The organism is Streptomyces sp. HUAS YS2, assembly GCF_033343995.1.
Lineage (GTDB): Bacteria > Actinomycetota > Actinomycetes > Streptomycetales > Streptomycetaceae > Streptomyces > Streptomyces solicathayae.
The window spans coordinates 2,564,594-2,589,519 of sequence record NZ_CP137573.1 but is presented as its reverse complement, the minus strand read 5'-3'; the positions used below and the strand labels follow the sequence as shown (position 1 = coordinate 2,589,519).

General features: G+C 72.7%; 19 protein-coding genes. 7 read left to right on the top strand and 12 right to left on the bottom strand.

Annotated elements, in window-relative coordinates:
- Positions 1-165: 165 nt before the first annotated feature.
- Together R2D22_RS11550 and R2D22_RS11545 are read left to right on the top strand one after the other, a co-directional pair.
- The gene (locus R2D22_RS11550) at positions 166-1,191 is read left to right on the top strand and encodes an ATP-dependent 6-phosphofructokinase (RefSeq protein ID WP_318103005.1); all 1,026 of its coding nucleotides are present in this window, start codon (positions 166-168) and stop codon (positions 1,189-1,191) included.
- A 246-nt stretch (positions 1,192-1,437) separates the two neighbouring features.
- Complete coding sequence (locus tag R2D22_RS11545) at positions 1,438-2,502, top strand: helix-turn-helix transcriptional regulator (RefSeq protein WP_318103004.1); 1,065 nt, start codon at positions 1,438-1,440, stop codon at positions 2,500-2,502.
- A 90-nt stretch (positions 2,503-2,592) separates the two neighbouring features.
- Here the strand turns inward: R2D22_RS11545 and R2D22_RS11540 are convergent, their stop codons facing one another.
- From R2D22_RS11540 to R2D22_RS11530, 3 genes are all read right to left on the bottom strand, one after another.
- Positions 2,593-3,198: a helix-turn-helix domain-containing protein gene (locus R2D22_RS11540; RefSeq protein ID WP_318109720.1), complete on the bottom strand. Its 606-nt coding sequence runs from the start codon at positions 3,196-3,198 to the stop codon at positions 2,593-2,595.
- 210 nt (positions 3,199-3,408) lie between these two features.
- Positions 3,409-4,101 carry a response regulator gene (locus R2D22_RS11535; protein ID WP_318103003.1) on the bottom strand — a complete coding sequence of 231 codons (693 nt, stop codon included), beginning with the start codon at positions 4,099-4,101 and terminating at the stop codon, positions 3,409-3,411.
- Positions 4,098-5,882: a sensor histidine kinase gene (locus R2D22_RS11530; RefSeq protein ID WP_318103002.1), complete on the bottom strand. Its 1,785-nt coding sequence runs from the start codon at positions 5,880-5,882 to the stop codon at positions 4,098-4,100. Before R2D22_RS11530 ends, R2D22_RS11535 begins: the two co-directional genes overlap by 4 nt.
- A gap of 93 nt (positions 5,883-5,975) precedes the next feature.
- On the opposite strand from R2D22_RS11530, the gene R2D22_RS11525 reads away from it, so the two are divergent.
- On the top strand, positions 5,976-7,394 hold the full coding sequence (locus tag R2D22_RS11525; protein ID WP_411977007.1) for a cation:dicarboxylate symporter family transporter: 1,419 nt from the start codon (positions 5,976-5,978) through the stop codon (positions 7,392-7,394).
- Positions 7,395-7,558: 164 nt separating this feature from the next.
- Here R2D22_RS11525 and R2D22_RS11520 read toward each other — a convergent pair whose 3' ends face one another.
- The 3 genes from R2D22_RS11520 to R2D22_RS11510 all read right to left on the bottom strand — a co-directional run bounded on the left by R2D22_RS11520 (position 7,559) and on the right by R2D22_RS11510 (position 10,896).
- Complete coding sequence (locus R2D22_RS11520; RefSeq protein ID WP_411977006.1) at positions 7,559-9,025, bottom strand: glycoside hydrolase family 16 protein; 1,467 nt, start codon at positions 9,023-9,025, stop codon at positions 7,559-7,561.
- Between the two features lie 105 nt (positions 9,026-9,130).
- Complete coding sequence (locus tag R2D22_RS11515; RefSeq protein WP_318103000.1) at positions 9,131-10,012, bottom strand: aldo/keto reductase; 882 nt, start codon at positions 10,010-10,012, stop codon at positions 9,131-9,133.
- The gene (locus R2D22_RS11510) at positions 10,009-10,896 is read right to left on the bottom strand and encodes an NAD-dependent epimerase/dehydratase family protein (protein WP_318102999.1); all 888 of its coding nucleotides are present in this window, start codon (positions 10,894-10,896) and stop codon (positions 10,009-10,011) included. The genes R2D22_RS11515 and R2D22_RS11510 overlap by 4 nt, the downstream gene beginning before the upstream one ends.
- 44 nt (positions 10,897-10,940) lie before the next feature.
- Between R2D22_RS11510 and R2D22_RS11505 the strand changes: the two genes are divergently transcribed.
- Positions 10,941-11,471, top strand: coding sequence for an Lrp/AsnC family transcriptional regulator (locus R2D22_RS11505; protein ID WP_318102998.1), 531 nt, complete (start codon positions 10,941-10,943; stop codon positions 11,469-11,471).
- 11 nt (positions 11,472-11,482) lie between these two features.
- On the opposite strand, the gene R2D22_RS11500 is transcribed toward R2D22_RS11505, so the two are convergent.
- Positions 11,483-11,896 carry a pyridoxamine 5'-phosphate oxidase family protein gene (locus R2D22_RS11500; protein ID WP_318102997.1) on the bottom strand — a complete coding sequence of 138 codons (414 nt, stop codon included), beginning with the start codon at positions 11,894-11,896 and terminating at the stop codon, positions 11,483-11,485.
- A gap of 79 nt (positions 11,897-11,975) precedes the next feature.
- Between R2D22_RS11500 and R2D22_RS11495 the strand changes: the two genes are divergently transcribed.
- Positions 11,976-12,368 carry a MerR family transcriptional regulator gene (locus tag R2D22_RS11495; protein ID WP_318102996.1) on the top strand — a complete coding sequence of 131 codons (393 nt, stop codon included), beginning with the start codon at positions 11,976-11,978 and terminating at the stop codon, positions 12,366-12,368.
- Between the two features lie 3 nt (positions 12,369-12,371).
- Complete coding sequence (trxA, locus tag R2D22_RS11490) at positions 12,372-12,707, top strand: thioredoxin (RefSeq protein WP_318102995.1); 336 nt, start codon at positions 12,372-12,374, stop codon at positions 12,705-12,707.
- Between the two features lie 16 nt (positions 12,708-12,723).
- Here trxA and R2D22_RS11485 read toward each other — a convergent pair whose 3' ends face one another.
- Entirely contained in the window at positions 12,724-14,490 is a 1,767-nt protein-coding gene (locus R2D22_RS11485) for a serine/threonine-protein kinase (protein ID WP_318102994.1), read from the bottom strand.
- Positions 14,491-14,793: 303 nt separating this feature from the next.
- Here R2D22_RS11485 and R2D22_RS11480 point away from each other — a divergent pair, with 303 nt between their 5' ends.
- On the top strand, positions 14,794-17,025 hold the full coding sequence (locus tag R2D22_RS11480; protein WP_318102993.1) for a HelD family protein: 2,232 nt from the start codon (positions 14,794-14,796) through the stop codon (positions 17,023-17,025).
- Between the two features lie 22 nt (positions 17,026-17,047).
- On the opposite strand, the gene glgB is transcribed toward R2D22_RS11480, so the two are convergent.
- The 4 genes from glgB to R2D22_RS11460 form a co-directional block, all read right to left on the bottom strand.
- The gene (glgB, locus tag R2D22_RS11475) at positions 17,048-19,357 is read right to left on the bottom strand and encodes a 1,4-alpha-glucan branching enzyme (protein WP_318109718.1); all 2,310 of its coding nucleotides are present in this window, start codon (positions 19,355-19,357) and stop codon (positions 17,048-17,050) included.
- A gap of 118 nt (positions 19,358-19,475) precedes the next feature.
- Positions 19,476-20,855 carry a maltokinase N-terminal cap-like domain-containing protein gene (locus R2D22_RS11470; RefSeq protein ID WP_318102992.1) on the bottom strand — a complete coding sequence of 460 codons (1,380 nt, stop codon included), beginning with the start codon at positions 20,853-20,855 and terminating at the stop codon, positions 19,476-19,478.
- A gap of 237 nt (positions 20,856-21,092) precedes the next feature.
- A complete protein-coding gene (gene treS, locus R2D22_RS11465; RefSeq protein ID WP_318102991.1) occupies positions 21,093-22,850 on the bottom strand; it encodes a maltose alpha-D-glucosyltransferase in 1,758 nt (585 codons plus the stop codon).
- Positions 22,847-24,835 (bottom strand): alpha-1,4-glucan--maltose-1-phosphate maltosyltransferase, encoded by a 1,989-nt coding sequence (locus R2D22_RS11460; RefSeq protein WP_318109716.1) that lies wholly within the window; start codon positions 24,833-24,835, stop codon positions 22,847-22,849. Before R2D22_RS11460 ends, treS begins: the two co-directional genes overlap by 4 nt.
- Positions 24,836-24,926 lie beyond the last annotated feature (91 nt).

Below are 24,926 nucleotides of genomic sequence, written 5' to 3'. Positions count from 1 at the left end.
AGCGCCCGCGCCGAGAAAACCCCCGCACGGGTGGCCATACCCCCTTGACAATACCTCCGTCCGTGGATAAGAGCGCGGAGTAGTCGAAGGCGCGGTCGGCGGTCCGACCGTGTGAGAATCGGAACCGGCGCAACCGCAACGACAGCGATCAGGAGACGACGCACGATGCGTATCGGAGTTCTCACCGCAGGCGGCGACTGCCCCGGCCTGAACGCAGTGATCCGGTCGGTCGTGCACCGGGCGCTCACCGGTTACGGCGACGAAGTCATCGGTTTCGAGGACGGGTTCAAAGGTCTCCTGGACGGCCACTACCGACCGCTCGACCTCAACGCGGTCAGCGGCATCCTCGCCCGCGGCGGCACCATCCTCGGCTCCGCCCGCATGGAGCGCGCCCGGCTCAGCGAAGCGGCCGAGAACTGCGTCGAGTTGCAGAAGGAGTACGGCCTCGACGCGCTCATCCCGATCGGCGGCGAGGGCACCCTGACGGCGGCGCGGATGCTCGCGGACGCGGGTATGCCCGTCGTCGGCGTCCCGAAGACCATCGACAACGACATCTCGTCCACCGACCGCACCTTCGGCTTCGACACCGCCGTCACGGTCGCCACCGAGGCCATGGACCGGCTGAAGACCACGGCGGAGTCCCACCAGCGGGTCATGGTCGTCGAGGTGATGGGCCGCCACGCCGGCTGGATCGCGCTGGAGTCCGGCATGGCGGGCGGCGCGCACGGCATCTGCCTGCCCGAGCGGCCCTTCGACCCGGCGGACCTGGTCAAGATGGTCGAGGAACGCTTCGCGCGCGGCAAGAAGTTCGCCGTCGTCTGCGTCGCCGAGGGCGCGCACCCGGCCGACGGGACGATGGACTACCAGAAGGGCGAGATCGACCAGTACGGCCACGAGCGCTTCCAGGGCATCGGCAACCGGCTCGCCGTCGAGCTGGAGAAGCGCCTCGGCAAGGAGGCCCGCCCGGTCATCCTCGGTCACGTCCAGCGCGGCGGCACGCCGACCGCGTACGACAGGGTGCTCGCGACCCGCTTCGGCTGGCACGCGGTGGAGGCCGTGCACCGCGGCGAGTACGGGCGGATGACGGCATTGCGCGGCACGGACGTCCGTATGGTGCCGCTGGCCGAGGCGGTCACCCAGCTCAAGACGGTCCCGCTGGACCGCATGGCGGAGGCCGAGTCCGTCTTCTGACCCCGGTGTCCCCGGTGCCCCGATACCCGGGCCTCCCGGGGCCGTACCTCGCGCTGCCGAGCGGCCCCGCCCGTCTCCCCCGTGGGCGGGCAGGGGCCGCTCGTCGTGCCGGCAGTCCGGCCCCCCGACCGGAAATGCCGTGTTCCACTCTTGAGTCGAACAGCTCGATCAACAAGGCTTACGCCTGTCCGGGACATGTCCCAACCCGGCGGTAACCTGCGACGGGTCGACGAGGGGGAGGGGCGGATGAACGCGGGGGAGAGAGCTCCCGATCCGCAGGGGGCACGGACCCCTGCCGAGTTCCTGGCCCGGCTCCAGGAGCTGAAGGACTGGTCGGGGCTGACCTACCGTGAACTGTCCGCCCGCGCGGAGGCGGTCGGCGACGTCCTGCCCCGCTCGACGGTCGCGAACATGCTGACCCGCGCCGGCCTCCCTCGCGAGGAACTCCTCGCCGCCTTCGTCCGCGCCTGCGGGACGCCCCCGGGGGAGCGCGAGACCTGGCTGGTCGTCCGCAAGGAACTGGCGACGGGTGGCGTGCGGACCGTGCCGGGGAGCATGGCGGCGGCTGCCGCCGACCGCACCGCGGAGGGCGCCGCGGGCACGACCGCCGAGCCGGCCGTGTCCCGGAGCGGTGCCGGGCCGATGCCGGACCTCGATGCCGACGTCCCGGCCGGGGCGGCCGCCGCGCCCGCGGCGCGGTGGGCCCCCGGCGGCTCCGCGCACCGGGGGCGGATACCCCGGGTGCTGGTGGCGGTCGTCGCCGTCGCCGGGCTGGGGCTCGCCGTGTCCAGCGTGGTCGCCCTCGTACGGGACGGGGTCGAGCGGGTGTCCGGGCCGCCGGTCACGCCCGCCGCCGGGCCGGTGCTGATCCGCACGCTCGACGCGGGGCTCTGCCTGGGCGAGAAACCGTCGGACCGGAGCGGGCAGGTGTATCAGCGTGAGTGCGCGGGCGCCGACGTCCCCCGGTACGAGCTGATGCCGCTGACCGGCCGGGACAGCGGGCACTGGCGGCTGGTCACGCACCACCCCGAGTTCGGCGTCGGCTGCACCGGGGTCCCGGGCGCCGCCGCCAAGGCGGCGGCCCCGCTGCACGACTCGGAGTGCGGCGAGCAGGGGCGGACCGAATCCTTCCGCCTGGAGCCCTTCGGCACCCCGGTCGAGGGCTACCGGATCAGGCCGGGCGACTCCGCCCAATGCATCACGGTGACCGGGGACCCGCGCGCCCCCTGGGCGCGGCTGGAGACGGCGGCCTGCGCGGACGACGCGCGGGGGCGGCGCGGCCAGCTGTTCAGCTTCGACCGGCGGGACTGACCGGTGGGCCGGTCGGCCGGCCCCGTGAGCCGATCGCGTCAGCGGACCACGTCGGCCGATCGCGTCAGCGGACCACGTCGGCCGTTCGCGTCAGCCGATCGCGTTCCAGAAGTGATCGACGATCTCCTCCAGGTACGCCCGGCCCTCGTCGCCACTGCCGCCCGACGCGCCCCAGCTGCTGGTGGCCGCCATCTTCGCGTGGTACTCGCCGTGCAGCCGCTGCAGCGCGCCCTCCAGGGTGGGGCGCGGCAGCGGCAGCATCTTCGCGGCCGGCCGCACGTACGCCTGCCAGCGCGTCGTCGCCGCGTCCCGCAGCACCGCCGCCAGCTCCTCGTCGCGACCGGTCGCGGTGAGCAGCGCGCGCGGGCCGAGGCCCAGCGTCTCGGCGAGGGCCGCGGTCTGCCGGTCGTTGCCGCGCCAGCGGCCGGAGTCCTCCATCCGCTGGTACACGTGCGCCTCCATGCCGACCCGGCGCGCCAGGTCCTCCGGCGCGAGGCCGCGGGCCATCCGGTGCTCGCGAAGCGTCGTCGCGGCGGCCAGCAGCTCGGACGGCGCGCACCACAGCACGCCGGCGAGCGCGGTCAGCTCCCGCGAGGTGGGGGCTAGCTGACCCCGCTCCCAGGCGACGACGGTGTCGGGCGTGACGGCCATGCCGTACTGCGCCCGCAGGCCGTACGCGACGTGGCCCGGCGCCATGCCCAGGCCTTCGCGCAGTCGGCGCGCGGCGAGGGCGTTGAAGGGCGGGGACGGAACAGAGGGGTGCACACAAGCCACCGTAGGTGCGGAAAGTGACTCGTGACTACGGTCGGTTCCCCCAACGCCACATGCTGTAGGAATGTGCGAACCAATCGGTAACCGCACGAACACTGCAGGTCAGCAGCGGTCCGGCCGGTGGCGCGGCGCCGGTCAGGGCCGCGCGGGCAGCCAGCGGTACTGAAGCTCGGGGCGCCCGATCTGGCCATACTGTGGCGCCCGGGCCGCCCGGCCTTCGGTCACCAGGTGCTCCAGGTAGCGCCGCGCCGTGATCCGCGAGATGCCGACCGCCGCACCCGCCTCGGCCGCGGTCAGCCCGCCCGGCGCGGCCCGCAGGCTCCGGGTGACGGCCTCCAGCGTCGGCGCGCTCAGACCCTTGGGGAGCGCGGCGGGCTGCGGGGTGCGCAGGGTGGCCAGCGCCCGGTCGACCTCGTCCTGCCCGGACGCCTCGCCGGCGGACGCGCGGAACTCGGCGTACCGGGTGAGCCGGTCGCGCAGGGTGGCGAAGGTGAAGGGCTTCAGCACGTACTGGACGACGCCGAGGGACACCCCCTCGCGGACGATCGCCAGGTCCCGGGCGGAGGTGACGGCGATGACGTCGGCGGAGTGCCCGGCGGCGCGCAGGGAGCGCAGCAGCTGGAGGCCGTGCCCGTCGGGGAGATAGAGGTCGAGGAGGATCAGGTCGACCGGCGTCCGCTCCAGGGTCCGTACCGCCGCGGCCCGCGAGTGGGCCACGCCGACCACGGTGAACCCGGCGACCCGCCCGGCGTAGAGCGCGTGCGCGTCGGCGGCGACGGGGTCGTCCTCGACGACCAGGACGCGTATCCCGTCGGCAGGGGCCGTCATACCGAGCCCTCCGCTCCGGCCGGACGCACGGGAAGCTCGGCCTCGGGCCCGGCGGGCCCGGCTGCCCCGACGGGCCCGGGCCCGCCGAGGTCGGCTGCGGACCCGGCCTGCGGCCGCTCGGCCTGCGGTCCCGATGCCGGGAGGCTCGCCCCGGCCCCGGGCCCGGCCCCGGGCCCGCCCTGCGGCCCGGGCAGCGGCAGGCGGACCGTGAAGGACGCGCCGCCCTCCGGGGCGCGGCCCAGGGCGACCGTGCCCCGGTTGCGCCGGGCGGCCTGGCGGACCAGGGCCAGGCCGAGGCCGCGGCCCGCTCCGCGGGTCGACCAGCCGCGCTCGAAGACGGCCTCCCCGTCGTCGTCGGGCACCCCGGGTCCGGAGTCGGCGACCCGGACCAGCAGCTCGTCGCCCCGCGCCGCCGCGGTGACCGTGACCCGGGCCCGCCCCGCGGCCGGCGCCTCCGCGCTCGCCGCCTCGACCGCGTTGTCGATCAGGTTGCCGAGGATCGTCACCAGGTCCCGGGCCGGCAGCGTGCCGGCCAGCAGTCCGTCGTCGATCCGGCTCTCCGGGGTCAGCACCAGCTCCACACCGCGCTCGTTCGCCTGCGCGGCCTTGCCGAGCAGCAGCGCCGCGAGCACCGGCTCGGCGACCGCGTCGACGACCCGGTCGGTGAGCGCCTGCGCCAGCTCCAGCTCGGCCGTCGCGAACTCCACCGCCTCGTCCGCGCGGCCCAGCTCGATCAGCGAGACGACCGTGTGCAGCCGGTTCGCCGCCTCGTGGGCCTGCGAGCGCAGCGCCTGAGTGAAGCCCCGCTCGGAATCCAACTCACCTGCCAGCGACTGGAGTTCCGTGCGGTCCCGGAGCGTCGCCACGGTGCCACGGCGCTCCCCGCCCACCACCGGCCGGGTGTTGACCACGAGCACCCGCTCGGCGGTCAGATGCACCTCGTCCACCCGCGGCCCGGACGACAGCAGTGCCCCGGTCAGTGCCGGCGGCAGCCCGAGCTCGGCCGCCGACGAGCCGACCACGTCGGCGTCCCCGGTGCCGAGCAGCTCCCGGGCGCCGTCGTTGATCAGGGCGATCCTGCGCTGTCCGTCCAGCATCACCAGGCCCTCGCTCACCGCGTGCAGCGCGGCCTCGTGGTAGTCGTGCATCCGGCTCAGCTCGGTCGCGTTCATGCCGTGCGTGTGCCGCCGCAGCCGGGCGTTGATCACGTACGTGCCCGCCCCGCCGAGGACCAGCGCCGCCCCGGCCATCACGAGCAGGGCCGTCACCTGCTCCCGTACCTGCTCGCTGATCTTCTCGATGGTGATGCCCGCGCTCACCAGCGCGACCACCCGGCCGCCGTCGTACACCGGTGCGACGGTACGGACCGAGGGGCCGAGCACGCCGAGGTGCGTCTCGGAGAACATCCGGCCGTGCACGGCGTCGTCGATGTGGCCGAGGTACGTGCGTCCGATCTGGGACGGCTCCGGGTGCGTCCAGCGCGTCCCGTCCGGCGCCATGATCACCACGAAGGTGACCCCGGCGTCCTTCCGCAGCGCCTCCGTGTACGGCTGGAGCTGCGCGGTCGGGTCGGCCGAGCGGGCCGCCGCGGCCACGGCCGGCGACTTCGCGACCGCCGACGCGGTGGCCGTCGACTGCCGCCTCGCCGTCTCCTCGGCCTGCGCGCGGTCGGTCACGTACGCGAAGGCCGCGCAGCCCGCGACGACCACGGCGACCAGCACGACCTGCATCGCGAAGAGCTGGCCGGCCAGGCTCCGGGGCCGGGGGAGGGGTATGCGCATGCGGTCAGTGTGCCTGGCCGAAAAGGGACCGCGAAACGCGTCGGCGAATTGCGTGAACGAAAGGAACGCAACGGTGACCTGGGTCACAGGGTGATGGATAGTCGCGGGGATCCACCGGGACGTGGACGCTTCACCATCGAGGAGGACCCCGTGGCCGCACGACGGGACCGTACCCATTACCTGTATCTGGCCGTCATCGGCGCCGTGCTGCTCGGCATCGCGGTCGGCTTCCTGGCGCCGGGGGTCGCCGTCGAGCTCAAACCGCTGGGCACCGGCTTCGTGAACCTGATCAAGATGATGATCTCGCCGATCATCTTCTGCACGATCGTGCTCGGCGTCGGGTCCGTCCGCAAGGCCGCGAAGGTCGGCGCCGTCGGCGGTCTCGCCCTCGGCTACTTCCTGGTGATGTCCACCGTCGCCCTGGCCATCGGCCTCGTCGTCGGCAACATCCTCGAGCCGGGCTCCGGGCTGCACCTCACCAAGGAGGTCGCCGAGGCGGGCTCGCAGCAGGCCGCCGGCGCGAGCGAATCCACCGCGGACTTCCTGCTCGGGATCATCCCGACCACCATCGTCTCCGCCTTCACCGAGGGCGAGGTGCTGCAGACCCTGCTCGTCGCCCTGCTCGCCGGCTTCGCGCTCCAGGCCATGGGCAGCACCGGTGAGCCGGTGCTGCGCGGCATCGGGCACATCCAGCGGCTGGTCTTCCGGATCCTGGCGATGATCATGTGGGCGGCCCCGGTCGGCGCGTTCGGCGCCATCGCCGCGGTGGTCGGCGCGACCGGGATCGACGCGCTCAAGTCGCTCGCCGTCATCATGATCGGCTTCTACCTGACCTGTGCCGTCTTCGTCTTCCTCGTGCTCGGCACGCTGCTGCGGCTGGTCGCCGGGGTCAACATCCTCAGCCTGCTGAGGTACCTGGGCCGCGAGTTCCTGCTGATCCTCTCCACCTCCTCGTCCGAGTCGGCGCTGCCGCGCCTCATCGCGAAGATGGAGCACCTGGGCGTCAGCAAGCCCGTCGTCGGCATCACCGTGCCGACCGGCTACTCGTTCAACCTGGACGGCACCGCGATCTACCTGACGATGGCCTCCCTCTTCGTCGCCGAGGCGATGGGCGACCCGCTGTCGGTCGGCGAGCAGATCTCGCTCCTCGTCTTCATGATCATCGCCTCCAAGGGTGCGGCGGGCGTCACCGGAGCGGGCCTGGCCACGCTCGCCGGCGGCCTCCAGTCGCACCGCCCCGAACTGGTCGACGGCGTCGGCCTGATCGTCGGCATCGACCGCTTCATGAGCGAGGCGCGGGCGCTGACCAACTTCGCGGGCAACGCCGTCGCCACGGTCCTGGTCGGCACCTGGACGAAGGAGATCGACAAGGCGCGGGTGACCGAGGTCCTCGCGGGCAGGGTTCCCTTCGACGAGACGACCCTCGTCGACGACCACGCCTCCGCGGACGCCGGACTTCCGGACCAGCGGAGCGACGACGGCGGGGAGAAGGCCCCGGCCGCCGTCGGATGATCCCGGGACCCGGGCCTTGAGCCGGATCCGGGCACCGGGTACGGGACGGCCCCGACCGCCTTCACGGCGGCCGGGGCCGTCCCCCGCGCGTCCGCGTACGGGATGCGGAACCGCACGCGGACGTCGGAGTGCCGGGCGGCCCCGCGCGTACGGGACGCGGAGCCCTAGGCGTACGGGATCCGGACCACCGACTGGTTGCCGATCCCGAGCGTGCTCGGCCCGTTCCCGATCGCGCTCCACACCTCGACCCGCACCCGGCCGTTCACCAGGTCGCCGTGGCTCCCGGTCGCCGACCTCAGGCCGCGCGCCTCGGTGTAGTGCTCGTAGCCCGGCACCGGATCGGTCGCGAAGTACTGGTACGTCTCCACCCGTTCCCAGGTCCCGTCGCCGGTCCGGTCGTAACTCACCCGCACCTGCTGGCCGTTCGCCACCGTCGTGCCCGCGTCGGCGAACAGGTCGAAGCGTGTCGCCCCGCCGTCGTACGCCCGGGTGATCGGGCCCGAGGTGAAGACCTGCGGCTGGTACGGCGTCCCGTCGTGGTTGGCGCCGCCCGCCGACGGCAGCGTGGCCGTCGCCGCCGACGCCTGCGCGTCGCCCGCACCCGACCCGGTCCGCAGGTACAGCTGCGCGGAGCCGGACGGCGGCGGAGTGGTGGGCGGGGGCGTGGTCGGCGGGGTCGTCGTACCGCCCCCGCGCGTCCACACCGCGACGTAGTCGACGAGCATCGGCCGCCCGGGGACGGTCGCGCCGGTCGGGGTCCGGACGCCGGACACCCCGTCCGGGAACGCCCCGCCCATGGCGAGGTTGAGGAGCAGGAAGTACCCGGCGTGGCCGGTCATGTCCGCCCACGCGGCGGCGCCCACCCGGGCTTCGTCCACGCGGTGGAACAGCTGGTCGTCCACGTACCAGCGCAGCTCGTTCGGCGAGACCGAGCGGTCCCACTCGAAGCGGTACGTGTGGAACCCCGACTGGCAGCTGCTGCCGGGGCAGGCGCGGCTGCCGCCGATGCCGTTGGTCTCGTTGCACGGGCCGCCCGGGTTCACGCCGCAGTGCAGCACGCCCCAGACGGAGTCGAGCCCGTTGACGTTCTCCATGATGTCGAACTCGCCGATGGCCGGCCAGTTCCAGTAGTTGCCCCGGTACGGGCTGCCGAGCGCCCAGAACGCCGGCCAGTAGCCGAGGGCCGCCTCGCCGGTCACGTTCGGCATCTGAACGCGGCCCTCGATGCGCAGGGTGCCGCCGGCCGGTGCCTTGAAGTCGCCCCGTTTCGTTTCGATCCGGGCCGAGGTCCAGGTGCCCGCGGCGTCCCGGAGCGGGGTGATGCGCAGGTTGCCGGCGCCGTCCAGGCGCACGTTGTCGGGGCTGGCGGTGTACTCCTGGATCTCGCCGGTGCCCCAGTTCCCGGGGCCTCCGGGGTAGCCGTGGCCGGTGTCGATCTGCCAGTCGGCGGAGTTGGGCAGCGAGCGGTCGGGGCCGGTGAAATCGTCGCTCCACTGCAGCGACCAGCCGGGCGCGGGCGGGGGCACCGCGGCCCCGGCCGGGCCGGCCGTGGTCGCGCCCAGCAGGGCGCCGGCGGCGAGCACGGCGGCGAGGAGCGAGGCGAGCAGGGGGGTTCGTCGGACGCGGCTCACGAGGGAACACCTCCGGTGAGGACGGTGTGCGGGGGGTTGAGAGCGCTCTCAGAAAGCTTTTGTAGTTGGAGACACCGGACCCGTCAATGGGTCCGGCGCCTTCGGTCAGTGAACGTTCAGTGCCGCCAACTCCGCATCCTCCAGAATGAGTTCGGCTGCTGCGGCCGAATCCCGCGCCGTCTCCGGGCGGCTCGCGCCGGGGATCGGGACCACCGTCCCCGAACGCGCGAGCAGCCACGCGAGCGCCACCTGCTGCGGGCTCGCCCCGCGCTCCCGCGCCACCCGGTGGAAAGCCCCGAAGCGCGGGTCCTCCTCCTGCGCCGAGCCGCCGTCCAGCGAACTCCGCGAGATCCCGCCCAGCGGGCTCCACGGCAGGAACGCCAGCCCCAGCTCCGCGCAGAGCCGCAGTTCCCCTTCCCCGTCGCGCACCTCGGGCGAGTACCGGTTCTGCACCGAGACCAGCCGCTCGCCCAGGATCTCCCGGGCGAGCCGGATCCGCCCCGCGTCCACATTGGAGATCCCGGCCAGCCGGATCGTGCCCGCGTCCAGCAACTCCCGTATCGCGCCCAGGGATTCGGCGTACGGCACGGCCGGGTCCGGCTTGTGCAGCTGGTACAGCCCGATCGCCTCCGTGCCCAGCCGGCGCAGCGAGCCCTCCGCCGCCCGCCGCAGATGCTCGGGCCGGCCGTCCACCGTCCAGCCGCCGTCGTCCGTGCGGCCCCGGCCGCCCTTCGTCGCCACCAACACCTCGTCCGTGCCGCCGCCGTACGCCTTGAGGGCCCGGGCCACCAGCAGCTCGCCCGCGCCCGGCTCGCCGCCCGGCGGGTGGTACGAGTCGGCCGTGTCCAGCAGGGTGACGCCCGCGTCGAGCGCGGCGTGGACGGTCGCCAGGGCGCGCCGCTCGTCCGGCCGGCCCTCGATCGACAGCGGCATCGTGCCGAGCCCGATCGCGCTGACCCGCAGCGGGCCCAGGGTGCGGTATCTCATCGCAGCGTCTCCTCGATCGCGGTGCCGAGCCATTCGGTGGTGTGGCCGAAGCGATAACCGAGCTTCTCGGCCCGGGAGTTGTCCATCCCGTAGGAGCGGGCGAAGGAGAGCGGCGACACCTCGCCGACCTCCACCTCCTGGAAGACCGTCCGGCCGCCCGTCCGGCGCTCGATCTCCGCGCAGATCTCGGCGGTGGTCAGCGGGCCGTGGGAATGCGCGTTGACCGGCCCGGTGAATTCCTGGAACACCGCCCATTCGAGGAATGCGGCGATCTCCTCCACGTACACATAGGTCGCCGGCCGGTTCACCGCCGGCACCGGGATCGGCTCCCCGGTCCGGATCCGGTCCGCGTAGTAGGCGACGCGCCCGGTGAAGTCGTCCGCCCCGCCCAGTACATGGGCCACCCGCACGGCCGTGTACGGGAAGTCCGGTGCGGTCGCGAACACCGCCTCGGCCTGCCGCTTCCCCTCCCCGTAGTGCGCGTCGAGGAACTCCGGGTCGTCCCACGGCAGGCTCGTGTCGACGTGCACGGTGCCCAGGTCGAGCGCGTCCTCGGCGAGCGGCACGGGGGAGTCCTCGTACGCGTACACCTCGACGGTCGAGGTCATCACGTACCGCCGTGTGCGCGGTCCCAGCACGCGCAGGGCGACGGCCGCCTGGCGCGGGGTGTAGCAGACCTGGTCGATCACCACGTCGAAGGTCCGCGCGCCCAGGGCCGCTTCCAGCGCCCGCTCGTCGTCCCGGTCGGCGACGAGATGCGCGGCCCCTTCGGGCGGGGTCGAGGAACCCCGGTTCAATACGGTCACGGAATGCCCGGAAAGCAGCAGACGGTCCGTCAGCCGCTTTCCGAAATAGCGGTTTCCCCCGATGATCAGAATCTCCATGCCTCAAGTGTTACGTTGTGCCGCCGCAGCCTGAAGGGGGAAACATGGGAGTCCAGGCCGCCGAACCGAAAGAACCACGGCATCTGCGTTCCGCCGCCGTCGAAACCTCAGCAGCCGCCGGAAGGACCGGTTACGACGCGGTCGACCGGCAGATCCTGGAGCTCCTCCAGACCGACGGCCGGATCAAGCTCAGCGAGCTCGGCCGGCGGGTCCGGCTCAGCCCGGCGGCCGTCACCGAGCGGGTCCGACGCCTGGAGGCGAGCGGCGCGATCACCGGGTACGGCGCGCACGTCGCCCCCGCCCGGCTGGGCTACGGCATCCAGGCGTTCGTCCGGGTCGACCCGCACGGCGGGTACACCCTCCGGCATCCGCGCACCCTGGAGCTGACCGCCCGGCCCGAGATCCTGGAGGCGCACCACGTGGTCGGCGAGGACTGCTGGTTCCTCAAGGTCGCCGTCACCGACACGATCCATCTGGAGGAGGTCCTGGAGCAGATCTCCGCCCTGGGCCGGACGACCACCTCGATCGTCCTGTCCTCCCCGGTGGAGCGGAAGCCGCTGCTGCCGCCGGGCTGATCGGAGCGGGTCTACAGCTCGAGCTCCTCGATCGCCGGCGGCTCCTGGGTGAAGTCGCTGAACCGCACCCAGCGCGGCCGGACCCGCGCGTAGGTGATCCCGGGCCAGGCCAGGCGGTCGCGCCCGTCCGGGTACGTGCCGAAGTACACCTCCTGCAGGCGCGCCAGGTCGGGGCCGAGCGGGAAGTCCGCCAGGCCCTCGATCTGCAGGGTGCGTTCTCCCCAGCCGACGACCAGCGCGATCCGGGGGTCGGTACTCAGGTTGTGGTACTTCCGCGTCGTCTCCAGCGTGTCGAACACGATCTCCAGGTCGTCGCTGACCGCGTACCCGACGACGGCCGCCTGGGGCGCGCCGTTCGGGGCCACGGACGCCTCGACGGCGAGCCGGTGGTCGCGCAGGAACCGGAGCAGTTCGTCGTGCCTCATGGCCTCTGCCTACCACGGCGGGGCCCGCGCGGACGGTCCGCTTGCCTTGACGTCGGCGTCAAGGCATACGTTCGTACGCATGCGCATCGGCGAGCTGGCCGAGCGGGCCGGAACCACCACGCGGACTCTGCGGTACTACGAGTCCCGGGGACTCCTGCCCGCCCGGCGCACGGAGAACGGGCACCGCACGTACGACGAGGACGACCTGCGGCTGCTCCAGCAGATCCGGACCCTGCAGGACTTCGGGTTCGAGCTGGAGGAGACCCGGCCGTTCGTCGAGTGCCTGCGGGCGGGCCACCCGGCGGGCGACGCCTGCCCTGCCTCGCTCGCCGTCTACCGGCGCAAGCTCACCGAGCTGGACGGCCTGATCGACCAGCTCCAGGCGGTGCGGGCGCAGGTCGCCGCGCAACTGCTGCGGGCCGAGGCGGAACAGCCCGGCGGTCCGGAACCCACGTGCGAACTAGGAGGCTGACAGATGACGCGGACGACGAACGTCGCCGAGGTGACGACGACGGACTTCGACACGGAGGTGCTGGGCGCGGACCGCCCGGTCCTGGTGAAGTTCACCGCGACGTGGTGCGGACCGTGCCGCCAGCTCACCCCCGTCCTGGCCGCGGTCGCGGAGGAGGAGGCGGACCGGCTGAAGATCGTCGAGATCGACGTGGACCGGAACCCCGACATCCCGGTCCGGTACGGCATCCTGGCCACCCCGACGCTGATGGTCTTCGACTCAGGCGAACCGGTGAAGTCCCTGGTCGGCGCCCGCCCCAAGCGCCGGCTCCTCGAGGAACTGGCGGACGTCCTGGGGTAGTCGACCCCCTCCGGCGCTAGCAGTGGGGCAGCGAGACCGTCCCGTTGCTGAGCTTGGTGGCGGAGGCCCAGCCCTCGGTGCTCGACCCCGCGACCCGGGCGTAGATCCACTTGTTGCCGTACGCGTTGGTGATGTAGCAGTGGTAGTACACCTTCACGCCCTTGTCGACCGGACTCACGGTCGAGCATTCCGCGTACGGCCCCGTGTAGAGGTGGGAGTTCGCGGACAGGGAGCCGGTGGCGTCGCTGCGGTTCGAGTGGGCCCAGCCGGTGCAGGCCGTCGACGTCGGGGTGGGCTCCTTCGTCGTCGGGGCGGGCTTGGTGGTCCGCGTGGCGGACGGGGTCGCGGCCGGCTTGTCGGCCCCGGCGTCGGGCTTCTCCGTGGTGCCCGGCTCGTCAGTGCCGTCGTCCTTGCCCTTGTCGTCGCCCGTCTTCTCCGGGGGAGCCGGCTGCAGGGACGCGCCGGGAGACCCGGAGGCCGTCGGGGTGCCGTCCCCGGTCGGCTCCTGGCTGCCCGCCGGGGAGCTCACGCCGGGCGGCGTCGCCTGCGCGCCGTCCGTGGGCGTGCTGCCCTTCTGGGTCAGGGCGTAGGTGATACCGCCGCCCACGGCGAGGATCGCGACGGCGGCCGATGCCGCGACGAGGGTGCGGTTGCCGCTGCGGCGCCGTGCGCGCCGGGCCGCGGTGCGGCTCGTCTCGGCGGCGGGGGCGACGGTGGGCGCGGGCGCGGGGAACCCGGCGGGGCCCGCGGCGGGCGCGCCGTGCTGCGGGTAGCCGGCGTGCGGTGGCACCGGGTGCCGCTGGTGCTGCTGGGCGTCCCGGGGGAACAGCGGGGGCCCGAACCCGGGGCCGGCGGGCGCGGGCGCCGGAGCGGCAGCCGGGCCGCCCGCGGAAGCCGCGTGCGCTCCGGACGCGAGATGGACCGTCCCTCCCGAGGCGACGCGCTCCAGCAGGCCGCGCGCCTCCTCCGCGGAGGGCCGGGCCTCCGGGTCCTTCGCCATCAGCGCCTGGAGCACCGGCGTGAGCGGTCCCGCCCGGTGGGGATCCGGCAGCGGCTCGGTGACGATCGCCGACAGGGTGGACCACGCGGAATTGCGGCGGAACGGCGAGGTGCCCTCGACGGCCGCGTACAGCGTCATGCCGAGCGACCAGATGTCCGAGGCGGGGCCGGGCTCCCGGCCCTGCGCGCGCTCCGGCGGCAGATAGTCGACCGAGCCGATGATGTCGCCGCTGCGGGTCAGCTTGGCCATGGCGTCGTCGCCGGACGTCTCCATGGTGGCGATGCCGAAGTCGGTGAGGACGACCCGGCCGCCGTTCTCGATCAGCACGTTCGCGGGCTTGACGTCCCGGTGCAGCACGCCGACCCGGTGCGCGGCGTCGAGCGCGTCCATCAACTTGGCGCCGATCGCGGCGGCTTCGTGCGGCTCCAGGGTGCCGCGCTCCATCAGCACGTCGTCGAGCGAGGCCCCTTCGACGAGTTCCATGACGATGACCGGCAGGCCCTGCTCCTCGGTCACGTCGTGCACGGTGACCACGCCGCTGTGCCGGATGCGGGCGGCGGCCTGCGCCTCCCGCTGCATCCGGGTCCGCAGGTCGGCCAGTTCGGCCGCGGAGGCGTCGGTGAAGGCGCGCAGGACCTTGACGGCGACCTCGCGGTTCAGCGCCTCGTCGACAGCTCGGGCGACCACTCCCATGCCACCGCGTCCGATCACCGAGGTCACCCGGTATCGCCCGCCGAGCACCCTGCCGACCAACTCTGCGCCCTGTGCTTCCCCCGCGGTCACCGCACGCTCCGTTCCACAGTTGTTCGTGATCCCTCAACTCGAAGCCTCAAGCCTAGAGGCAGAAACGTGAGGGGATTGCGACGGCCGTGCGGAGGTATGTGGGTGCCGTGTGTGGCCCGCTACCTGCGGGGGCAGGGCGCGCCGGCGTCGGCGGCCGCATCGCGTCCCATGGCGCACAAAAATACCCCGACCTAGAATTGACAGTCGAGGTTATTCGGCGGGTATATTGTTTGGCTCCGTATGTGCGCAGTGGAAAGCGCGCATGCCATTCAATAAACGCACTGTATCGCGGCGGGAGTCGAATTGTCAACCGAGGAATTCCGGAACGAACAGCAATTCATCACCGGTCTCTACGCACGCCTCGACGACCTGCGCGATCAGGCCGAGCGGGCGGTGGCCGCCGCACTGAAGGACCCCGGCAGCACCATGCAGGCGCGGCGCGACCGGGACGTGATGGTCGCCGAGCAGTCCGGGCTGCTCGCCGCGTACAACGCCGGGGAGACCGGGCTCTGTTTCGGGCGGCTCGTGTTCAAGGACGGGGCCGACCACCACATCGGCCGGCTGGGCATGCGTGAGGACGACGAGCAGCGCACCCCGCTCGTCCTCGACTGGCGCGCCGACGTCGCCCGGCCGTTCTATCTCGCGACCGGCTACGAGCCCATGGGGCTGAGCCGGCGCCGGCACATCACCACCAAGGGCCGCGAGGTCGTCTCGCTGCACGACGAGGTCCTCGACCTCGCCGACCGCACCCGCACCGGGCACGAGAGCCGGGACGCCGACGAGGTGCTGCTCGCCGCCCTGGACGCGGCCCGCACCGGCCGGATGCACGACATCGTGCAGACCATCCAGGCCGAGCAGGACCACATCATCCGCTCCCCGCACCGCGGCGTCCTCGTCGTCGAGGGCGGACCCGGCACCGGCAAGACCGCGGTCGCGCTGCACCGCGCCGCGTACCTCCTCTACGCGCACCGCGAGCAGCTCGCCCGCCGCGCCGTCCTCATCGTCGGGCCGAACCCGGCCTTCCTCGGCTACATCGGCAACGTCCTGCCGTCCCTGGGCGAGACGGGCGTGCTGCTCGCCACCCCCGGCGAGCTGTTCCCCGGCGTCCACGCCACCGGCACCGACACCCCCCGCGCCGCCGCCGTCAAGGGCTCCGCCGCCATGGCGGGCGCGCTCGCCGAGGCCGTGCGCGACCGGCAGCAGGTTCCGGAGCGCGGCGAGCCCCTGATCGTCCCGCACGAGGACGGCGACCTGATCATCGACTGGGACATGGCCCTGGAGGCCCGGCACAAGGCCCGCGAGACCCTCCTCCCGCACAACCTCGCCCGCCCCTACTTCGTGTTCCGGATCCTCGACGCGCTCGCCGAGCAGCTCGCCGACCGGATCGGCGCCGACCCCTACGGCGGCCCCAACTTCCTCGGCCCGGACGACATCGCCCTGCTCGCCAAGGGCATCGCCGCCAATCCGGACGTGCACGCCACGATCGACACCCTCTGGCCGCCGCTCACCCCGCAGCAGTTCCTCGCCGGCTACCTCGCCGAGCCGACGCACCTCGAAGACGAGGACGCCGCCGCGATCCGCCGTGAGTCGGGCCCCTGGACCCCCGGCGACGTGCCCCTCCTCGACGAGGCCGCCGAACTCCTCGGCGAGGACGACTCCGCCGCCCGTCGCGCCGAGGAGGCCGAGCGGCTGCGGGCGATCCAGTACGCGCAGGGCGTCCTCGACGTCTCGTACGCCTCCCGGACCTACGAGTTCGAGGACAAGGAGGAGCTCGACAAGGACGCCTCCGAGGTGCTGTCCGCGCACGACATCATCGACGCGGAGCGCTTCGCCGAGCGGCACGAGGAGGCCGATCACCGCAGCGCGGCCGAGCGCGCCGCCGCCGACCGGACCTGGGCCTTCGGCCACATCATCGTCGACGAGGCGCAGGAGCTGTCCGCCATGATGTGGCGGCTCCTGATGCGCCGCAGCCCCACCCGTTCGATGACCCTGGTCGGCGACCCGGCCCAGACCGGCGACCCGGCGGGCGTCGGCTCCTGGCAGGAGATCCTCGCCCCGTACGTGGAGGACCGCTGGGACCTGGTCCGGCTCGGCGTCAACTACCGCACCCCGGCCGAGATCATGGCGGTCGCCGCCGAGGTCCGGCGCGAGGCGGACCCGGCCTTCGAGCCGCCGCGCTCGGTCCGTTCCACCGGCGTGGAGCCGTGGGAGCGGACCGTCGACGACCCGGTCAAGGAGGCCGCCGACGCGGTCGCCGTCGAGCTGCGCACCGAGGGCCGGCTCGCCGTGATCGCCCCGCCGGAACTGCACCCCGAGCTGATCGCCGCCCTGCCGGACGCCGCCCACGGGCCCGTCCCCGACCTGACCCGGCCCGTCGTCCTGCTCGACCCGCGCCAGGCCAAGGGCCTGGAGTTCGACACGGTCCTCGTCGTCGACCCGGACGCCGTCCGGGCCGGCGCCACGCACGGCACCAACGACCTGTACGTGGCGCTGACCCGGGCCACTCAGCGGCTCGGCGTCGTCAGGCGGGCCTGAGCCGTCCGGCGGGCCTGTGCCGTCAGGCCGGCCGCAGCCACACCGTCGCCAGCGGCGGCAGCGTCAGCCGGACGCTCGCCGGGCGGCCGTTCCAGGGCACGGACTCGGTCTTCACCGGGTCCGTGCCCACCACGTCCCCGCCGCCGTACCGCGCCGCGTCCGTGTTCAGCACCTCCGCCCAGGCCGCCGTCTGGTCCGGCACTCCGAGCCGGTAGTCGTGCCGGACGACCGGCGAGAAGTTGCAGACCGCGAGCAGCGGCGAGCCCTCCGCGTCGTACCGCAGGAACGCGAAGACGTTGTCCTCCGCCGCGTCCCCGGCCACCCAGGAGAAGCCCTCAGGGGCCGTGTCCCGCTCCCAGAGCGCGGGTGTGGCGGCGTACACCTTGTTCAGGTCGCGTACCAGGTCGCGCACGCCCCGGTGGTCACCGGCCGAGTGGTAGTCGTCGTTCAACAGCCACCACTCGGGGCCGTGTTCGTGCGACCACTCGGCGCCCTGCGCGAACTCCTGGCCCATGAAGAGGAGTTGTTTTCCCGGATGGGCCCACATGAAGCCCAGGTAGGCGCGGTGGTTCGCCCGCCGCTGCCACCAGTCGCCGGGCATCTTCGACACCAGGGCCTGCTTGCCGTGCACGACTTCGTCGTGGGAGATCGGCAGGATGTAGTTCTCGCTGTACGCGTACACCATCGAGAAGGTCATCTCGTGGTGGTGGTACTTGCGGTGCACGGGTTCCTTGGCCACGTAGCCGAGCGAGTCGTGCATCCAGCCCATGTTCCACTTCATGCCGAAGCCGAGCCCGCCGAAGCCGCCGGGGCCGACCTGGTCCGTCGCCCGGGTCACGCCGTCCCAGGCGGTCGACTCCTCGGCGAAGGTGATGACGCCTGGGCAGCGGCGGTAGACGGTGGCGTTCATCTCCTGGAGGAAGCGGACCGCGTCCAGGTTCTCCCGGCCGCCGTGCTCGTTCGGCAGCCATTCGCCGTGCTCGCGCGAGTAGTCGAGGTACAGCATCGAGGCGACCGCGTCGACCCGGAGCCCGTCGAGGTGGAACTCCTGGCACCAGTAGACCGCGTTGGCGACGAGGAAGTTCCGCACCTCCTTGCGGCCGTAGTCGAACTCCAGCGTCCCCCAGTCCGGGTGCGCGGAGCGGCGCGGGTCCTCGTGCTCGTACAGCGGGCGTCCGTCGAACTCGGCCAGGGCCCAGTCGTCGCGCGGGAAGTGCGCCGGCACCCAGTCCATCAGGACACCGATGCCCGCCCCGTGCAGTGCGTCGATCAGGTTCTTGAAGTCGTCCGGGGTGCCCATCCGCGAGGTCGGCGCGTAGAAGCCGGTGACCTGGTAGCCCCACGAGCCGCTGAAGGGGTGCTCGGCGACGGCCATGAACTCCACGTGTGTGAAACCGAGATCGCGCACGTAGTCCGGCAACTGCTCGGCCAGCTGCCGGTAGGTCAATCCGGGCCGCCAGGAGGGCAGATGGACCTCGTAGACGGAGAGCGGGGCCTCGTGGTGCGGCCGGGCGCCGCGCCGGGCCATCCACTCCTGGTCGGTCCACTCGTGGTGCGAGGCGGTCACCACCGAGGCGGTGTTCGGGGGGCACTCGGTACGCCGGGCCATCGGGTCGGCGCGCAGCGTGTGGCTGCCGTCGGGCCGGGTGATGTCGTACTTGTAGAGCGTGCCCTCGCCGATCCCGGGGACGAACAGCTCCCACACGCCGGTCGAACCGAGCGAGCGCATCGGGAGCCCGGCGCCGTCCCAGTACGTGAAGTCGGTGGCGAGCCGCACGCCGCGCGCGTTCGGCGCCCAGACCGTGAACCGCGTCCCGGCCACGCCCTCGTGGGTCATCGTGCGGGCACCGAGCGCCGTCCACAACTGCTCGTGCCGGCCCTCGCCGATCAGGTGCAGGTCGAACTCGCCGAGCGCGGGCAGGAAGCGGTACGGGTCGTCGAAGACGATCTCGTCCCCGTCGTAGCGGACCCGCAGTTCGTACTCGGGGACCTTGCGCAGCAGCGGCAGCACGCCGGAGAAGAGCCCGTCGCCCTCGTCGTGCAGCACCACCCGGCGACCCTTGGCGACGAGCACGACCTCGCGCGCGTACGGCCGCAGCACCCGGAACAGCACGCCGCCGCGCACCGGGCGGGCGCCGAGCAGCGCGTGCGGGTCGTGGTGCTCGCCGGCCAGCAGTCGGGCCCGCTCGCCCGGGTCGAGCGCCGGGGCGGGCCGCAGGTTCCGCGCGCCGCCCTCGGTCCGTGGCGCGGGCGGCTTGGCGGCGGCCCGCTTCGCGGCCGGCTCCTTCCCGGCCGCCTTCCCGGCGGGCTTCCTCACGGTCACGGTCGGCATCTCCTCGTCGGTCGTGTTCCGGGCCGTCTTGCGCGCGGGCGGTCGGGCGGTCACGTCGTGGCCTCCTGGGAGCGGATGGGGGTGGGCGGAACGGAGAACGCGGGCGCGGGCGACGGCGTCACGGACCCGCCGCCAAACGGTGGATCGCCGCCATCGGCACCGGGAGCCAGTCCGGGCGGTGCCGGGCCTCGTAGACGACCTCGTAGACCGCCTTGTCCGTCTCGTAGGCGCGCAGCAGCGCCGGGTCCGCGCGCGGGTCGGCGCCCGAGGCCTCGGCGTAGCCCGCGCAGTAGGCGGCACGGCAGCGGGCGGCCCAGCCGTCGTTCCAGGGACGGTGGGTGCGGGCGGCGTAGTCGAAGGAGCGCAGCATCCCGGCGATGTCCCGGACCGGCGGCTGCGGGCTGCGCCGTTCGGCCAGCGGCTTGGCGGGCTCGCCCTCGAAGTCGATGACCGACCAGGTGCCGTCGGCGGACCGCAGGGTCTGTCCGAGGTGCAGGTCGCCGTGGACCCGCTGGGCGAGCCGTGCCGTGCCGTGCCCGTGGGCGGGGGCGTGCCGGCCGTACTCGGCGAAGACCTCCCGCAGCCCCTTCACGTACGGCAGCAGGCCGGGCACCGCCTGCACGGCGGCGTCCAGCCGGGTGGCCATCGCCTCGGCGAGCCGCTCGGTCTGGGCGCGGTGCAGCGGCTCGGTGGGCAGCGCCGCCGCGAGGGCGGTGTGCACCTCGGCGGTGGCCCGGCCCAGGGCGTGCGCCTCGTCCGTGAACTCCCGGCCGTCGGCCAGGGAGTCCAGGGCGAGCCGCCAGCCGTCCCGGGAGTCGCGCAGGTACGGCTGGAGCACGCCGAGCGTGCTGGACCCGGCGGCGGACCCGGTCTCGAACCAGGCCACCGGCGCCGGGACCCGGGCGCAGCCCGCGCCGGCCAGCGCGAGCGGCAGCTCCAGGTCGGGGTTGGCGCCCGCGCTCACCCGCCGGAAGATCTTCAGGATGTACGAGTCGCCGAACACCAGCGAGGAGTTGGACTGCTCGGCATCCAGCATCCGGGGCGCGAGCGCGGGCGGCAGCGGCGCGGTCCGGGCGAACCGCAGCGGCCCCAGCGTGCCGGGGGTGCGCAGCCGTTCGTACAGCAGCCCGGCCAGCCGCGGGTCGCGCAGCCCCTCGTAGACCGCGCGGCCGGCCAGCGGGCCCTGGCGGACCCGGCCGATCATCGTGGGCGCGAGGCGCGGCGGCACGGTGGTGCGCACGCCCAGCAGCAACTGGTAGCAGTCCGCGGGCGTTCCGGCGGGTTGGCCGGGCTGTTCGACGCGGATCAGCAGGTGCAGCAGCCCCGGTCCCGGGCCGTCCAGCGGCAGCAGTTCGGTCGCCGCGTCCAGGGCGAAACCGTTCACCGTGCGTCCCTTGCCCGCGAACCAGCGCTGCCGGGGCAGCCATTCATGGAGCAGCGGGGCGAGTGACGGGAGGAGGGCGGCCGGGGCCCGGGTGGTGGAGGCGGTCTCCGGCATTGCGTCGCGTCCTTTCCCCGGGGGGCGCAGCTCGTGTTGGGAACGCGCAGATTGTCCCGGATTGCGGCTACGGCTGTCCGGATGTGCGGGACGTGTCGGATGGGGAAGATCCGTATGGGCCCGGCAAGAAGGCCCTTATGGACCTGATTCGGTGTATGAGGGTCAGAGTGCCCAGGGCGGCGCGGGGGAAACCGCCCCGCCCCGGGTCGTCTCTGACGTTTCGTCAGTTCGGCTTGTTCAGCACTGCTGGTTGCGCTTCGCCGAGACCGGAGCCGGTACCGCCGACCCCGCCCGCACCGAACCGTCCTTGCGGAGCCGGAACCAGTAGAAGCCGTGGCCCGCCAGGGTCAGCAGGTACGGCCACTCGCCGATCGCCGGGAAGGTCACCCCGCCGATCAGCTCCACCGGGCGCCGCCCGTTGAACCGCCTCAGATCCAGCTCCGTCGGCTGCGCGAACCGCGAGAAGTTGTTCACGCACATCACCAGGTCGTCGCCGTACTCCCGCAGGAACGCGAGCACCGCCGGGTTCGACGAGGGCAGCTCCGTGTACGAGCCCAGGCCGAACGCCGGGTTCTGCTTGCGGATCTCGATCATCCGCCGCGTCCAGTGCAGCAGCGAGGACGGCGAGGCCATCGACGCCTCGACGTTGGTGACCTGGTAGCCGTAGACCGGGTCCATGATGGTCGGCAGGTACAGCCGGCCCGGGTCGCAGGACGAGAAACCGGCGTTGCGGTCCGGCGTCCACTGCATCGGGGTGCGCACCCCGTCCCGGTCGCCCAGCCAGATGTTGTCGCCCATGCCGATCTCGTCGCCGTAGTACAGCACCGGCGAACCCGGCAGCGCGAACAGCAGCGCGGTGAACAGCTCCATCTGCTTGCGGTCGTTGTCCAGGAGCGGCGCGAGCCGGCGGCGGATACCGATGTTGGCCCGCATCCGCGGGTCCTTGGCGTACTCCGCGTACATGTAGTCGCGCTCTTCGTCGGTGACCATCTCGAGGGTCAGCTCGTCGTGGTTCCGCAGGAAGACGCCCCATTGACAGCCCCCCGGGATCTCCGGGGTCTTGGCCAGGATCTCCGAGACCGGATGGCGCGATTCCCGCCGTACGGCCATGAAGATGCGCGGCATCACGGGGAAGTGGAACGCCATGTGGCACTCGTCCCCGCCCGAGCGGAAGTCGCCGAAGTAGTCGACCACGTCCTCCGGCCACTGGTTCGCCTCGGCGAGCAGCACCGTGTCCGGGTAGTGCGCGTCGATCTCCTTGCGGACCCGCTTGAGGAAGGCGTGGGTGGCGGGCAGGTTCTCGCAGTTGGTGCCCTCCTCCTGGTACAGGTACGGCACCGCGTCCAGCCGGAAGCCGTCGATGCCCAGGTCCAGCCAGAAGCGGAGGGCCGAGATGATCTCCTCCTGCACCGCCGGGTTCTCGTAGTTGAGGTCCGGCTGGTGCGAGAAGAAGCGGTGCCAGTAGTACTGCTTGCGGACCGGGTCGAAGGTCCAGTTGGACGTCTCGGTGTCGACGAAGATGATCCGGGCGTCCTGGTACTGCTTGTCGTCGTCGGCCCAGACGTAGTAGTCGCCGTACGGGCCGTCCGGATCGGAACGCGACTCCTGGAACCACGGATGCTGGTCGCTGGTGTGGTTCATGACGAAGTCGATGATCACGCGCATCCCGCGCTGGTGGGCGGCGTCGACGAACTCCACGAAGTCGGCGAGGTCGCCGAACTCCGGCAGCACGGACGTGTAGTCCGCGACGTCGTATCCGCCGTCCCGGAGCGGGGACTTGAAGAAGGGCGGCAGCCAGAGGCAGTCGATGCCCAGCCACTGCAGATAGTCGAGCTTGGCGGTGATGCCCTTGAGGTCGCCGACGCCGTCGCCGTTGCTGTCCTGGAAGGACCTGACCAGCACCTCGTAGAACACCGCCCGCTTGAACCAGTCGGGATCGCGGTCCTTGGCGGGGGTGTCCTCGAAGGTGTCGGGGACGGGTTCGTTGATCATCATGATGTGGGTGACCCTCCGGTCTGCGGGGACGGTCGCAGGGTGAGCACATGCGCGGGCGTGACGCCCGGCTCGAGGCGCACGTAGTTGGCCCTGCCCCAGTGATAGGTCTCGCCGGTGAGCTCGTCGCGCACCGGAACGGTCTCGTGCCAGTCCAGGCCGAGTTCCGGCATGTTCAACGAGACCGTGGCCTCCTGGGTGTGGTGGGGGTCGAGGTTCGCGACCACCACAACCGTGTTCGAACCGGCGTGCCGGCTGTACGCCAGCACCGCGTCGTTGTCGGTGTCGTGGAACCGCAGCCCGCGCAGCCGCCGCAGGGCGGGCTGCCGGCGCCGGATCCGGTTGAGCGTGGTGATGAGCGGCGCGATCGACGCGCCCGAGCGCTCAGCCGACTCCCAGTCTCGGGGCCGCAGTTCGTACTTCTCCGAGTCAAGATACTCCTCACTGCCGTCCCGCAGCGGGGCGTTCTCGCACAATTCGTACCCGGCGTAGACGCCCCAGGTCGGCGACAGCGTGGCGGCCAGCACCGCCCGCACCTCGAACGCCGGCCGGCCGCCCTTCTGGAGGTACGCGTGCAGGATGTCCGGGGTGTTCACGAAGAGGTTCGGCCGCATGAAGTCGGCCGACTCGCCCGACAGCTCGGTGAGGTACTCGGTCAATTCACTCTTGGTGTTGCGCCAGGTGAAGTACGTGTACGACTGCTGGAACCCGACCGCGCCCAGGGTCTTCATCATCGCGGGCCGGGTGAACGCCTCCGCCAGGAAGATCACGTCCGGGTCGGCGACGTTGATCTCGGCGATGACCCGCTCCCAGAACACCACCGGCTTGGTGTGCGGGTTGTCCACCCGGAAGATCCGTACGCCGTGGTCCATCCAGTGCCGCAGCACCCGCACCGTCTCCTCGACGATGCCGTCCATGTCCCGGTCGAACGCAATCGGATAGATGTCCTGGTACTTCTTCGGCGGGTTCTCCGCGTACGCGATCGAGCCGTCCGCGCGGCGGTGGAACCAGTCCGGGTGCTTGTCCACCCACGGGTGGTCCGGCGAGCACTGCAGGGCGAAGTCCAGCGCGATCTCCAGGCGCAGTTCGCGGGCGCGCGCCACGAACGCGTCGAAGTCCTCCAGGGTCCCCAGGTCCGGGTGGACGGCGTCGTGGCCGCCCTCGTGGGAGCCGATCGCCCACGGCACGCCGACGTCCCTCGGGCCCGCGGAGAGCGTGTTGTTGGGGCCCTTGCGGTGCGTCACGCCGATCGGGTGGATCGGCGGCAGGTAGACCACGTCGAAGCCCATCGCGGCCACCGCGGGCAGCCGCTCGGCCGCGGTGCGGAAGGTGCCGGAGACCAGCTTGCCGCGGACCCGGCGGGCACCCTCGGAGCGCGGGAAGAACTCGTACCACGAGCCGTACAGCGCCCGCTCGCGCTCCACGAGCAGTGGCAACGCGGGGGAGCTGCTCACCAGTTCGCGCAGCGGGTGGCGGTCGAGGGCCTCGGTCACCTGCGGTGCGAGGGCGGCCGCGAGGCGGGCCGCCGCGGGCCGCTTCTCGTCGCGCAGCGCGTCCGCGGCGGCCAGCACCGCCTCGCGGCCGCCGCCCTTCTTCGGGACGCCCTTCGCGGCGCGCTCGTGCAGCTCGGCGCCCTCGGCCAGGACCAGTTCGGTGTCGATACCGGCCGGGATCTTGATCCGGGCGGTGTGCCGCCAGGTGGCGACCGGGTCGCTCCAGGCCTCGACCGCGTACGACCAGCGGCCCTCGGCGTCCGGAGTGATCTCGGCGCCCCAGCGGTCCGTTCCGGGGGCGAGTTCGCGCATCGGGGTCCAGGGGCCCGGCCGGCCGGACGGGTCCCGGAGCGCCACGTTGGCGGCGACGGCGTCATGGCCCTCGCGGAAGACGGTTGCGGTCACTTCGAGCGTCTCGCCGGCCACCGCCTTCGCGGGACGGCGTCCGCAGTCGACCAGCGGTCGGACGTCGAGGACGGGAATACGACCAATCAGCGAGTTCACAGCATCACCTGGGGGTCGGTCACGGGGGTGCGGGTGGTGCGCTCTTTGTAGCTCCGTCGACGGCAGAGGAGTTGCGGGCATG